This window comes from Promicromonospora thailandica (assembly GCF_024171955.1).
GTDB classification, from domain to species: domain Bacteria; phylum Actinomycetota; class Actinomycetes; order Actinomycetales; family Cellulomonadaceae; genus Promicromonospora; species Promicromonospora thailandica.
Genome location: NZ_JAMTCS010000020.1, coordinates 18,161 through 30,285, shown reverse-complemented (window position 1 = coordinate 30,285; position 12,125 = coordinate 18,161). Strand labels below are relative to the sequence as shown.

Here is a 12,125-nt window from a genome sequence, read left to right as displayed (position 1 = left end):
CCGACGGCCTCACTCCTGACCCTCCATCGCCTTACCCAGATCCCTGTCGATATCCGTGAACGCCTGCGCCACCTGCGTCGAAGCCTCCGCCAGCCTGCGCAGACTCTCGGTCATCTTCCCCCGCGTGTCATCCCACTTGTGCGCGAAATCGCGCACCACACCCGCCAACCCCTCATGACCCACCGCACCCGCGATCCGATCACTGTTCGCATTCGCGCCCTCGAACTCGTTCGCCACCACCGTCAGACTCGAACCCAGCTCCCGCACCGCATCCAGATCCACCCGCAGATCAGCCATCACGCCCTCCTTCGGCTACCGGCCCTCCGATACGTCTCCGCCTGGAGGATACCGACGTCGCCGCAGGTCACACCATGGAGACAACTCCCCATGCGCGTCTGCCGTCAGGCGCCCACGAGCTCCCGCAGGGCCTCGACCACGAGGGCGTGGTCGTCCTGCTGCGCGAGTCCTGAGACGGTCACCACGCCGACGATCCCGACACCACGCACCCGCACGGGCACGGCGCCCCCGTGCGCGGCGTACTCCTGAAGCGGCAGGCCGTGGTCGGTGTTGAAGTCGCCGCCCTTGGCCCGGGCGCGCAGGCCCACGAGGTACGACGACGCTCCGAACCGGTAGACCACCCGCACCTTGCGCTCCACCCAGGAGTCGTTGTCGGGCGTGGTGCCGGGCCGCGCCGCGTGGAACACCTGCTGGGTGCCCTTGCGGATGTCGACGGTGACGGGCAGGTCGCGCTCGGTGGCCAGCTCGACGAGCCGCACACCGAGCTGCCAGGCCTGCTCGTGGGTGAACTCGGGCAGCACGAGGGCGGCCTCCTGGGCCTCGACCTGTGCGACGACGGCGGTGACATCAGCTTCGCTCATGCGCCCATCCTGCCCTGCCCACCACCCCGACCGCCCCGCCCGCCCCGCCGAGGTGCTCATGGCGGGCCGAGCGGGCGGAGCGGGGGTCAGTCCGTGCCGAAGGTGGCCGTCACGTGGTAGACACCGCCGCCCCAGCCGTCGGCGGTGAAGGCGTCGGTCACCCGGATGTAGACGGCCTTGTCGTCGCCGAGGTACGGCGTCAGGTCGAGCGTGTGGTCGGCCTTGTTCGAGCCGTCCCGGATCTCCTCGTCCTCCTGCAGCACGACGGTCCAGTCCTCGCCGTCACCGCTGAGCGCGACCACGTACTGGTTGTCGATCGTCAGCGTCGCCTCCGCCGACGTGGCCTCGGCCGGGAACGGCAGCTTGTAGACGAAGCGGCTGGTGCCGTCCGCGAACCGGCTGCCGGCCTGGCTCAGGCCCGAACCTCCGGCGTCCCAGAGCCACGCGACCTCCTGGGTGCTGCCCGCGTCGAAGTCGACGCTGCTCGCCACCTGCACGGTGGCGCGCGTGGTCCAGCTGAGGCCCGGCCGCGCGGTCACGGTGACGGTGAGCGGGTAGCTGCCGTCGGCCGTACCGGCCGGGATGGTGACGTCCAGCGGCACGGTCGCCCGGGCCGGGGTCCCGGAGCCGGTGGTCGGGAGCACGAGCCGCGTGCGGGCCGGCCGCACGGCCCAGCCGCGCGGGCCCGTGACCCGCACGTCCACGCGCGTCGGCCGGCCGTGGTCCGACGTCGCCGCGACCTGCACCGCGGTCCGCACCGCTGACGTCGTGCCCGGGCTGGGCATGACGACGAGCTGGTCGGGCGCCGTCGTGGCGGACAGCGAGCGGCCCGGGGCCTCCTGCGGCACGTCCGCGATCAGGGCACTGAGCGCGCTGGCCTGGGTGCGCCAGTCGAAGACGTTCGGGTGCTCGGCGCTCGTGCCGCCCGCCCAGCGCTGGCCCAGCCGGTCGGAGGAGTCACGGTCGTCGGCCCAGACGGTCTCGGCCTGGTGGTCGACGAAGTCCTGGTAGCGCGCCTCGCCGGTGGTGTCCGCCAGCTCGGTCAGGTAGCGCATGAAGATGCCCTTGAACTGCTTCTGGTTGTCGTCGCAGGACCGGTCCAGCGCGTCGCAGGACTCGGTGAGCACGCCGTCGCGCACCAGGAGCTCCGACCCGAGCGCGGCGTCCGCCAGCCGCTGCGCGGCGGCGAGCAGCTCCGGGTCGCCCGTGGCCCGGTACAGCTCGAGCGGGGCGCCGACGGCGAGGCCCTGGTTGTAGCTCCACACCGTGTCGCCGTTGCTGGCGCACGAGTCGGTCAGGCCGTCGTTGACCAGGCCCTGGTCGTTGATCATGCCGCTGGCCTGGTACCAGTCCCAGGCGTCCAGCGACCGGTCCAGCCATGCGGTGTCGCCGGGGATCCGGTTGTGCAGCTCGGCGGTCAGCCGCACCCACTGGCCGTTGGTCACGGCGTTCTTGTAGGTGCGCTCCTCGTTCCACCAGATGCCGCCACCGCAGGTGCTCGGGTCCCAGAACCCGAGCATGAACTCGCCGATGGTCTCGGCCATGTCGAGGTACTTCTGGTCGCCGGTCAGGTCGTAGGCGGTGACCCAGTTCAGGGCCCACCACCCGGCGTCGTCGATGGCGCGGCTGGTGAAGTTGCCGTAGATCTCGTCGGTGGACCGCTCGCCCGCGGGGAACGGACCCTTGTTGGTCTCGAAGCTGTGGTCGAGCGTGGCGACGTAGCTGCGGTCGCCGGTGCGGATCATGTAGTCGCCGATGGTCTGCAGCGCGACCGCGGAGTTCCACCAGCTCGACGGGAACCAGGCCTTCTCCTGGTCGTAGGACTCGAGCAGCACCTCGGTGGCCACGCGGGCCCGCGCGACGCTCACGGTGTCAGCGCTGTCATCCGGGTGGCCACCAGGTGGTCCGGCGTGCGCGACGGGTTGCAGGCCTGCGATCACGGCCAGCGTCAGGGTCAGGGACAACAGGACATGTCGGCTTCGACGCGACATCGACATCGATGGGCTCCTCCCCCTGGGCGCGGCGCTGCTCCCAGGATTGTGAATTCACCCAAAACCTACAGGAGGAATGGGCGCAATACACCCACCTACGGCCGCGGATCCGCCGGACACTCCGGATCGGCCGGCGCCGCGGGGTCCGCGGGGCACTCCGCCGCGTCGGACGGCGCCGGGTCCGCGGCGCACTCGCCCGCCGCGGTGACGGCCAGCCGGCGGTCCGGGTCGAGCCGGGTCAGCACGGCGAAGGCCAGGCGGGCGAGCTCGCCGACGTCCCCCTCGGCCAGGCCGTCGAGGATCATGCTCGACACGGCCTCCGCGTACAGCGGCACGGCGGCCTCGTGGACCCGCCGGCCCTCGGCGGTGAGCACCGCATTGGTCGCCCGGGCGTCCTCGGCGCAGGGCGCGCGACGCACGAGGCCCTTGCGCTCCATACCGGTGACCACGCGGGACAGGCGCGCGAGCGTGGCGTTGGTGCGCGACGCGAGCGCGCTGAGCCGCAGCACGCCGTCGCCCGTCTCCGCGAGCGCCTCCAGCAGCGTGAACTCGAACGACGTGAGCCCGGCCTGCTGCATGCGCTTGTCGAGCGCCGTCGGCAGCAGCTCCAGCAGCGCGTGGAGGCGTGCGACGGCGACCCGCTCGTCGTACGTCAGCTGCCGCTCGGTCATGCGCCGATCCTAGCAGTTGGTTGCACCTACAACCAAAGTGCCCTACGGTATTCACTTGTAGGTACAACCAATACGAGCACGAGGAGCACCATGGCCAGCATCACGATCATCGGCACCGGCGCGATGGCGAACGCGATCGGTGGCATCTTCGCCGAGGGCGGGCACGACGTCGCGCACGTGCGCCGCGACGAGGTCGGCACCGCCCCGCTGACCGGCGACGTCGTCGTCCTCGCCGTCCCCTACGCCGCCCTGGCCGGGATCGCGGAGGCCTACCGCGAGCAGCTCGCCGGCAAGACCGTCGTGGACATCACCAACCCGCTGGACTTCGAGACGTTCGACGCGCTCGTCGTCCCGGCGGGCAGCTCGGCCGCCGCGGAGCTGCAGGCCGCGCTGCCCGGCAGCCAGGTGGTCAAGGCGTTCAACACCAACTTCGCCGCCACGCTGGGCGCCAAGGAGGTGGGCGGCCTGCCCACCACGGTGCTGGTCGCCGGTGACGACGCCGCCGCCAAGGAGACCCTGATCTCCCTCGTCCGGTCCGGTGGGCTGGCCGCGCACGACGCCGGGCCGCTCGACCGCGCCCACGAGCTGGAGGCCATCGGCTTCCTGCAGCTCACGCTCGCCGTCGGCGAGCAGGTGCCGTGGACCGGCGGCTTCGCCGTCGCCCGCTGAACCACCACCCACCGCGCCACCACCCGAGCCACCCGCACCCTGGAGCACCCCGTGAACCGTGACCTTCCCGCCGACGAGCGGGTCATCTCCCCCGACCTCGCGATGGACGCGGTGACACTGCGCGTCGGCGACCTGGAGACCATGTCCGGGTACTACGCGAGCGCGTTCGCGCTCGAGCCGCTCGAGGAGCGCGGCCAGGGGCGCACGGCGCACCGCGTGCTCGGGCGCGGCGCCACGCCGATGCTGCGGCTGGTGCACACCCCGGACCTGCCGGCGGGCGACCCCCGGCAGGCCGGGCTGTTCCACACGGCCTTCCTGTTCGACGACGCCGCAGCGCTGGCGGCAACCGTCTACCGCGCGGTGCAGGACACCCGCGGGCGCTTCACCGGGTCCGCCGACCACCTGGTCAGCGAGGCGTTCTACCTCACGGACCCCGAGGGCAACGGTGTCGAGCTGTACACGGACCGGCCGCGCGAGCAGTGGACGCTCCGGGACGGCCAGATCCTCATGGACACCCGGTGGCTCGACCCGAACGGCTACCTGCGCGCCCACCTCACCGAGGACGCCCTGGCGGCCGGGCCCAGCCGGTCCGGCCGGGTCGGGCACGTGCACCTGCAGGTCGGCGACGTGCCGACGGCCCGCGCCTTCTACGTGGGCGCCCTGGGCCTGGAGACGACGCTCACCGACATCCCCGGCGCGCTCTTCGCGTCGGCGGGCGGCTACCACCACCACATCGCGATGAACACCTGGAACAGCGCGGGCGCCGGCCCGCGCGCCGCCGCGCTGGGCCTGGGCGACGTGGCGGTCACGGTGCCGGGGCGGGAGGACCTCGACGCCCTGACCGCCCGGCTGCGCGCCGCGGCCCTCCCGTTCGCCGACGACGGCCGCTCGGTCACCGTCGCCGACCCGTGGGGCACCCAGGTGACGGTGTCGGTGCCGGGCACCTCGGTCGAGGCCCTCCTGGAGCGCCCGGCCGCCTGACCCGGCCGACCGGGCTCAGCGCGTCGAGCTGCCCGGCACGAGCTCGGTCGGCAGCGTGACCTTGGTGACCTGGCCCGCTCCCCGGATCTGCGCCAGCACCAGGTCCACGGCGTCGCGCCCCATGCGGGTCTCGTCCTGACGCACGTGAGTGAACCGGTAGCGCGCCTGGTCGTAGAACGCGTCGGGGTGGTCGAAGCACACGATGCCCAGGTCGTCCGGCACGGTGCGCCCGGCCCGGCGCGCCGCCTCCCGCAGCAGCACGGCGATGTTGTACTCGGTGGCGACCACGCCGGTCAGTCCCGGGTTGGCGTCGAGGAACTTCTCCAGCTCGGCCACGTCGTCGTCGGGCGAGACGCCGCTGCCCGGCACCGTGGAACGCACGCCGCGGAACTGGTGCGCCGGGTCGAAGGGCACGTGCCGCGTAGCGTGCGCGGCGACCACGCCGTCGAGCCGGTCCTGCACGGTCGAGACGGTGCTCGCCGCCGACACCAGCCCCACGTGGTCGTACCCCGCGGTGAACAGCGTCTCGGCGGCCTGCCGGCCCGCCGAGACGTTGTCGGAGCAGACCGAGGACACCGGCACGCCGTCGAACACCCGGTCCAGGATGGCCACGGGGAACGACCGCGCGACCAGCTCCAGCACCGCGGGCGGCACGTACTGCGAGGAGCTGGGCTCCAGGATCAGGCCCTGGACGCCGTCCGCCACGAGCGCGCGCACCAGCTCGCCCTCCGCCTCGCCGTCGCCGAGGCTGCGCTTGACCACGAGGTTCGCGGTCGTGCCCGAGGCGTCGAGCAGGCCCGCGAGCACCCGGGTGCCGAACGTGTCGTCGAAGTCGGTCAGCACGCAGCCGATCAGCGGCGCGGGCCCGCTCCGGTCGCCCGCGGCGCTGGTCGCGGTCTCACTGACCACGACCGTGCCGAGCCGCGGACGGCGCGTGATGTAGCCGTCCGCGCGCAGCAGGTCCATCGCCCGCTTGAGCGTGATCGCGCTGACCCCGAGCTGTTTGGTGAGCTCGGCCTCGGCCGGCATCCGGTCGCCGACACCGTACGTGCCCGCGTGGATCGCGTCGCGGAGCCGCTGGTACACCTCGACGTAGAGCGGTTGGCTCACGGATGCCCCTTCATGGTTGGAGACCTCCCGAGAATCTACCGTGCGCCCGCGGCGGTCACGCGTACCCCCGCCTCGACCGCGGCGCGCAGCTCGAGCGCCATGATCGCGCTGAGCTGGGTCGAGTAGAACACCGGCGGCTCCGCCGGGCGGCGCCAGTCGTCGCCCGCCAGGAGGTTGCCGTCGCGCCGCCCCGTGCGGGCGAGCAGGTCCGTGCTCGTCCGCACGAAGTCCAGGATCGGCGCCGCCTCGGGCGCGTCGTGGCCGATCCGGTCGAGCAGCGTGCCGAGGTAGCGGTACAGCACGCCCTTGAAGAGGCCCTCGTCTCCCCCGCCGCCCTCCCGGCCGACGACGCCGTCGGGCGCCAGCTCACGCAGCGCCGTCGTCGCGGTGCGCACCGCACGGTCGACCAGGTCCTGGTCGGGCACGACGGCGTCGAGCGCGACCGCCGCACCCACGTACAGGCCCTGGTTGTAGGTGAACCGCCACTGGGTGTCGACGCGGCCGTCGCCCTCGCGGTTGATGCCGTCCTCGACGAACCCGTCGGGGCCCACGAGGGTGCGCGTGATCCAGTCGAACGCCGTGCGGCCGCGCTCCAGGTACCCCGGCCGCGGGTCGTGCGCGTGCAGCCGGGCGGACAGGATGACGAACGGCCCGTTGGCCGGCGTGTTCTTGTAGGCGAGCTGCTGCTTGCGCCACGCCACGCTCGCCCCGAGGGTGTCGTTCCACCCGTGCTCCACGACGTGCTCCCAGATCGCGCGGGCGTCGTCCAGCGGCCCGCTGCGGCCCGTGGCGCGGGCCAGGCGCTCCAGCGCCAGGGCGTACCAGAGCATGTCGTCGAAGTAGTCGTTGAACAGCGACCCCCCGTTGCGGCCGCGCAGGTTCGCGTCCGTCGCCTCGGCGAGCTCCAGCCACCCGGCGTCGCCCGTGCGGTGGTAGGCGTCCAGCCGCACGTCGATCACGTGGGCGAGCCACCAGTAGTTGAACGTCGAGTCGTCCCCGACCGGGTAGGTGTTGTGCAGCAGCTGCGGCTCGGGCGCGCCGAAGAAGTGGTCGAGGCCGCGCTGGGCCAGGTCGGCCGTCTCGGACCAGGTGCCGGCGGTGGGGTTCGCGTCGTTCATGGGTGGTGGGGGTTCCTCACGTGCAAGGGGTGGGACCGGTACCCGCCCGGGCCCGAGGGGCGGTCGGGCAGGCCGGGCGGGTACCGGGGTCTGTGGTGGGCCGGGGACTACCCCGCGTTGTCGGCGAGGATGCGGTCGCCGAGCTCCTGGGCCTCCTTCAGCGCGGTGGCCGCGTCGGTCTCGCCGGCCAGGAACTTCTCCAGCGCGGGGATGAGTGCCTTGCCCTCGACGTCGGACGCGCCGGGGATGTTCGACCGCACCTGGGCGTACTCCATCGTCTCGATGAACGCCTTGTACCGGTCGTCCTGTGTGAAGTACGGGTCGTTGGCCGCCTCGACGTTGGCGGGGATCCAGCCGGAGATCTTGGCGAACTCGACCCCGTTCTCGGGCTGGGTGGTCCACCACTTCATGAACTCCCAGGCGCCGTCCGGGTTCTGCGCGCCGGCCGGGATGACCAGGCCGAACCCGCCCATGCCCGCGCCCTGGTCGCCGTCGGGGCCCACGGGCGGCTGCGTGATGCCGTAGCCGACCTCGGCCTGGTCGAGGGCGGTCAGCGCCCACGGACCGTCGTACTTCAGGGCGATGCTGCCCTCGGCGAACGCGTCGACGCCCTCGCCGAACCCGGGCTCGTAGACGCCGGCGTCGAGCAGGCTCTGCCAGAACTCCAGCACCTCCAGGCCCTCGGGGCCGTTGAACGCGGTGGCGGTGCCGTCGTCGCTGAACATCTGGCCGCCGGCCTGCCGGAGCCAGATGTTGAACAGGCCCGGGTCGTCCAGCGCGAAGCCCGCGACCGTGAGCTTGCCGTCACGCTGGGTCGTCGCCTCGGCCGCGGCCTTCAGCGAGTCCCAGTCGGTGGGCGGCTCGACGCCGGCCTCCTCGAGCAGGTCGGTGTTGTAGAACAGCGACCGGTTGTCCACCAGGAGCGGCAGGCCCCAGGTCTGGTCGTCGACGACGAGCTCGCCCATGGCCTGGTCGTAGAACTGCCCGGTGTCCACGCCGTCGGCCTCGATGTACTCGTCGAGCGGCGTGAGGGCGTTCTTCGGCACGTACAGGGGCGTGTTGTAGCGGTCCCAGAGCACGACGTCGGGGACGCTGCCGGACGCGAGCGCCGTGAGCAGCTTCTCCTCGACGAGCTCCTGGCCCACGTACTTCACCTGGTACTCGTCCTGGGACTCGTTGAAGGCGTCGGCCTGCTGCTGCAGCTGCTTGGCCTGCGCGCCGGACCAGGAGCCCCAGAAGGTGACCTCCTCGGGCCCGCCGCCCGACCCGCCGCCGGACCCGCCGCCGCAGGCGCTCAGGGCTCCTGCGAGGACGGCCGCCGCGGCGAACGCCCCGGTGATGCGTGCTGCACGGTTCATTGCTCTGCTCCTTTGCAGTCTCTACTTCGTGCCCGAGTGGGCGAAGTTCTCGATGATGTAGCGCTGGGCGAGCACGAAGACGACGAGCACGGGCAGGCTCGCCAGGATCGTGCCGGCCAGCAGGGGCCCGTACTGGGTCTGGTACTCGTTGACGTACCCGGCCAGGCCCACCTGGACGGTGAGCATGTCGGGGTCGTTGAGGGCGATGAGCGGCCACAGGAAGCTGTTCCACCCGGCCTGGAAGGTGAGCACGCCGAGCACGGCGAGGCCCGCCCGGGCCAGGGGGAGGTAGACGCTCCAGAAGATGCGGAACTCGCTGGCGCCGTCGATGCGGGCGGCGTCGCCGAGCTCGTCGGGCAGCGCCTGGAAGAACTGGCGCATGAAGAACACGGCGAACGGCCCGGCGGCGAACGGGATGAGCACGGCGCCGTAGCTGTTGATGAACCCGGCGCCGCCCTCGCCGAAGAGGTCGTTGCCGCCCACGAGGGGGAAGCGCCGCAGCACGAGGAAGGTGGGGACCATGGTGATGATGCCGGGCACCATCATCGAGCCGAGGAACATCGAGAAGACCACGCCCCGGCCCCGGAAGCTGAGCTTGGCCAGGGCGTACCCGGCCAGCCCGCCGAAGAACAGGTTGGTGGCGACGCCGCCGAGCGCGATGATCGCCGAGTTGGCCAGGTACCGGCCGAACGGGCCGTCGGTGAACAGCGCGACGTAGTTCGCCAGGGTTGGGTTCGACGGCAGCAGCTGGAGGTAGGACGAGAGGATCTCGCCCTCGGGCTTCAGCGAGGTGGCCAGCGTCCACAGCAGGGGCATCACGGTGGTGACGCTGATGAGCACCACGGCGACCACCCACACGACCTTGCCGACTACGGCGCGCGGGGTGGGCGGGCGCGGGGTGGTGTCGGCGGGTGCGGCGGCGCGGGCGGCGACGGCGGTCACTGCGGTCATCGGTCGTTCTCCCGTCCGGTCGCGCGAGCGTTGGCCACGGAGAACACGAGGATGACGAGGAACAGCACGAACGACAGCGCCGAGGCGTACCCCATCTCCAGGCGGCCGAACCCGCGGTCGTAGATGTAGTAGACGAGCGTCAGGGTCGAGTTGCCCGGGCCGCCCTTGGTCAGCACGTACGCCTGGTCGAACACCTGGAAGGCGGCGATGAGGAGCAGCGTCAGGATGAGGAACGTGGCCCGCGAGATGGACGGCAGGGTCACGTGCCAGAAGACGCGGAACGCCCCGGCGCCGTCGACCCGGGCGGCGTCGACGAGCTCGCCGGGCACGCCCTGCAGGGCGCCGAGGTAGATGATCATGTTGGCGCCGAACCCGGCCCACACGCTCATCATGACGATGGCGATCATGGCCCACTGCGAGTCGTAGAGCCACGCCGGGCCGTCGATGCCGAACCAGCCGAGCACCGCGTTGAGCAGGCCGTACTGCGGGTTGAGCAGCCAGAACCAGATGGCCGCCGTCGCCACGGTGGACGACACGACGGGGATGTAGAACAGCGTGCGGAACACGCGGGCCGTGCGGGTGCTGCGGTTGAGCAGCAGCGCCGTGCCGAGCGCCACGGCGACGCCGGCCGGCACGTAGAGCACCGTGTAGAGCGCCGTGTTGCGCACGGCGACCCAGAAGATCGGGTCGTCCGCGATGCGCAGGTAGTTGTCCAGGCCCACCCACTCGAAGTCGCCGATGACGGAGTAGTCGGTCAGGCTCAGCCCGATCGCCATGACGACCGGGAGCAGCAGGAACACGGCGAACAGCACCACGGGCACGGCGAGGAAGATCCACGCGCTGATGGTCTGCTGGCGCCGCGTGGCGCTCACGGGCGTCGGCCGCAGGGACGTCGCAGCGCTCACCGCTCGGCCCTCCGGTAGGTGCGTAGGCCCGCCACCTCGAGCGCGAGCTCGCAGAGCATGGAGTTCGCCCAGGAGAACCACTCGCGGGTGTACGTGCCGGGGTCGTCCACGTGGAAGGACTCGTGCACGGCGCCCGTGCCGGCGTCGGTCGCGAGGATCTGGCGCAGCAGGGTCTCCCGCTCGGCGGGGTCGGTGGCCGTGAGGCCCTGGACCGCCAGGGCGATGGGCCACACGTGGTCCGGCGGGGTGTGGGGGCTGCCGATGCCGGAGGCCGCCGAGCCCGTGTACCAGTAGGGGTTGGCGGGGCTCAGCACGAGCGCGCGCGTCGCCGTGTACAGCGGGTCGTCCGGGGCGCACCAGCCGAACAGCGGCAGCGCGAGCAGGCTGGGGGTGTTGGCATCGTCTGCGAGCAGGACGCCGCCGCGGCCGTCCACCTCGTAGGCGTACACCCGCTCCCCCGTCGGCGCGGTCACGGTGCCGTGCGCCGCGATGCCCGCGACGATCTCCTCCCGCAGCGCGAGCGCCCGGGCGGCGAGGTCGTCGTCCTGGAGCACCTGGCCGGCCAGCTCGGCGAGGTAGCCGAGCGTGACGGCGGCGAACGCGTTGCCCGGCACGTTGTAGCCGTACCGGCAGGCGTCGTCGCTGGGCCGGAACCCGGCCCAGGTCATGCCCGTGAAGGCCACCTCGGGACCGCGGCCGTCGCGCACCAGCGTGTCGGACGGCGGGCAGTCGGTCCGCTCGAACGTGTACGGCGAGGTCTCGTGGTGCTGCTCGGCGCGCCACAGGCCCACGATCGACGACCCGACCTCGCCGATCCGGTCGAGGTGGTCCGTGCGGCCCGTGGTCCGCCACAGGTCGTAGGCGAGCTGGAGCGGGTAGGCCAGGGAGTCGATCTCGTACTTGCGCTCCCAGACCCACGGCGAGGGGCCGTCCGGCCCGCCCGTGCGGTCCCGGTGGCCCGCACCCGTGGGGCCGTCGTTGAACGCGTTGGCGTAGGGGTCGCGCAGGATCGAGGCCTGCTGGCGCCGCGAGACGGCCGCGAGCGTGTCCGCGAGCAGCGGGTCGGAGCCCGCCAGGTGCAGGAAGGGCGCGAGCTGGGTGGTCGAGTCGCGCAGCCACATCGCGGGGATGTCGCCCGTGATCACGAACGCCGTGCCGTCCGCGTGCGGCGTGATGGTCCGCGCCAGCGTGTCGGACATGCACCGTTCGACGGCGTCCGCCACGTCCTGGCCGAGCCGCTCCCGGACGGTCGCGACGACGTCCGCCAGGACGGCCGCGTCGTACAGCGCGGTGGTCGCGCCGGTGTTCGTCATCGTTCGTACCTCATCGTCCGTACCTCATCGTCCGGTCCGCCTTCTCCGAGCCTCACCGCGGACGTCGTCGTCCGCCGCCGTCGTGCCCCCGTCGGCACGACCTGGGGTGAGCGTAGGAGCCCATTACACCTATGTCAACGTATTGGAATGGTGGTAATGGGTTCGAGAGCTCGGCCGGCC

General features: G+C 72.1%; 12 protein-coding genes. 2 read left to right on the top strand and 10 right to left on the bottom strand.

Features of this window, described 5'->3' with window-relative positions; genetic code table 11:
• Nucleotides 1–9: 9 nt before the first annotated feature.
• The 4 genes from APR03_RS24585 to APR03_RS24570 all read right to left on the bottom strand — a co-directional run bounded on the left by APR03_RS24585 (nt 10) and on the right by APR03_RS24570 (nt 3,540).
• Nucleotides 10–297, bottom strand: coding sequence for a hypothetical protein (locus APR03_RS24585; RefSeq protein ID WP_253839997.1), 288 nt, complete (start codon nt 295–297; stop codon nt 10–12).
• A 104-nt stretch (nt 298–401) separates the two neighbouring features.
• Entirely contained in the window at nt 402–878 is a 477-nt protein-coding gene (locus APR03_RS24580) for a heme-degrading domain-containing protein (protein ID WP_253839996.1), read from the bottom strand.
• An 86-nt stretch (nt 879–964) separates the two neighbouring features.
• Nucleotides 965–2,746 (bottom strand): glycoside hydrolase family 76 protein, encoded by a 1,782-nt coding sequence (locus APR03_RS24575; RefSeq protein ID WP_253839995.1) that lies wholly within the window; start codon nt 2,744–2,746, stop codon nt 965–967.
• 218 nt (nt 2,747–2,964) lie between these two features.
• Nucleotides 2,965–3,540, bottom strand: coding sequence for a MarR family winged helix-turn-helix transcriptional regulator (locus APR03_RS24570; protein WP_253839994.1), 576 nt, complete (start codon nt 3,538–3,540; stop codon nt 2,965–2,967).
• 90 nt (nt 3,541–3,630) lie between these two features.
• On the opposite strand from APR03_RS24570, the gene APR03_RS24565 reads away from it, so the two are divergent.
• Both APR03_RS24565 and APR03_RS24560 read left to right on the top strand, forming a co-directional pair.
• Entirely contained in the window at nt 3,631–4,209 is a 579-nt protein-coding gene (locus APR03_RS24565) for an NADPH-dependent F420 reductase (RefSeq protein ID WP_253839993.1), read from the top strand.
• Between the two features lie 102 nt (nt 4,210–4,311).
• Entirely contained in the window at nt 4,312–5,190 is an 879-nt protein-coding gene (locus APR03_RS24560) for a VOC family protein (RefSeq protein ID WP_253839998.1), read from the top strand.
• A gap of 15 nt (nt 5,191–5,205) precedes the next feature.
• Here APR03_RS24560 and APR03_RS24555 read toward each other — a convergent pair whose 3' ends face one another.
• From APR03_RS24555 to APR03_RS24530, 6 genes are all read right to left on the bottom strand, one after another.
• Nucleotides 5,206–6,300: a GntR family transcriptional regulator gene (locus APR03_RS24555; RefSeq protein ID WP_253839992.1), complete on the bottom strand. Its 1,095-nt coding sequence runs from the start codon at nt 6,298–6,300 to the stop codon at nt 5,206–5,208.
• Between the two features lie 35 nt (nt 6,301–6,335).
• Entirely contained in the window at nt 6,336–7,418 is a 1,083-nt protein-coding gene (locus APR03_RS24550) for a glycoside hydrolase family 76 protein (protein ID WP_253839991.1), read from the bottom strand.
• Nucleotides 7,419–7,525: 107 nt separating this feature from the next.
• On the bottom strand, nt 7,526–8,776 hold the full coding sequence (locus tag APR03_RS24545) for an ABC transporter substrate-binding protein (protein WP_253839990.1): 1,251 nt from the start codon (nt 8,774–8,776) through the stop codon (nt 7,526–7,528).
• 21 nt (nt 8,777–8,797) lie between these two features.
• On the bottom strand, nt 8,798–9,727 hold the full coding sequence (locus APR03_RS24540) for a carbohydrate ABC transporter permease (protein ID WP_253839988.1): 930 nt from the start codon (nt 9,725–9,727) through the stop codon (nt 8,798–8,800).
• Nucleotides 9,724–10,632: a carbohydrate ABC transporter permease gene (locus tag APR03_RS24535; protein ID WP_253839986.1), complete on the bottom strand. Its 909-nt coding sequence runs from the start codon at nt 10,630–10,632 to the stop codon at nt 9,724–9,726. The genes APR03_RS24540 and APR03_RS24535 overlap by 4 nt, the downstream gene beginning before the upstream one ends.
• Complete coding sequence (locus tag APR03_RS24530) at nt 10,629–11,945, bottom strand: glycoside hydrolase family 125 protein (RefSeq protein WP_253839985.1); 1,317 nt, start codon at nt 11,943–11,945, stop codon at nt 10,629–10,631. The genes APR03_RS24535 and APR03_RS24530 overlap by 4 nt, the downstream gene beginning before the upstream one ends.
• Nucleotides 11,946–12,125: the final 180 nt, after the last annotated feature.

What these genes read in the sequence shown, in the direction of transcription:
- APR03_RS24585 (WP_253839997.1), bottom strand. Translation starts at nt 297, where the DNA reads ATGGCTGATCTGCGGGTGGATCTGGATGCGGTGCGGGAGCTGGGTTCG.
- APR03_RS24580 (WP_253839996.1), bottom strand. Translation starts at nt 878, where the DNA reads ATGAGCGAAGCTGATGTCACCGCCGTCGTCGCACAGGTCGAGGCCCAG.
- APR03_RS24570 (WP_253839994.1), bottom strand. Translation starts at nt 3,540, where the DNA reads ATGACCGAGCGGCAGCTGACGTACGACGAGCGGGTCGCCGTCGCACGC.
- APR03_RS24565 (WP_253839993.1), top strand. Translation starts at nt 3,631, where the DNA reads ATGGCCAGCATCACGATCATCGGCACCGGCGCGATGGCGAACGCGATC.
- APR03_RS24560 (WP_253839998.1), top strand. Translation starts at nt 4,312, where the DNA reads ATGGACGCGGTGACACTGCGCGTCGGCGACCTGGAGACCATGTCCGGG.
- APR03_RS24550 (WP_253839991.1), bottom strand. Translation starts at nt 7,418, where the DNA reads ATGAACGACGCGAACCCCACCGCCGGCACCTGGTCCGAGACGGCCGAC.
- APR03_RS24545 (WP_253839990.1), bottom strand. Translation starts at nt 8,776, where the DNA reads ATGAACCGTGCAGCACGCATCACCGGGGCGTTCGCCGCGGCGGCCGTC.
- APR03_RS24540 (WP_253839988.1), bottom strand. Translation starts at nt 9,727, where the DNA reads ATGACCGCAGTGACCGCCGTCGCCGCCCGCGCCGCCGCACCCGCCGAC.
- APR03_RS24530 (WP_253839985.1), bottom strand. Translation starts at nt 11,945, where the DNA reads ATGACGAACACCGGCGCGACCACCGCGCTGTACGACGCGGCCGTCCTG.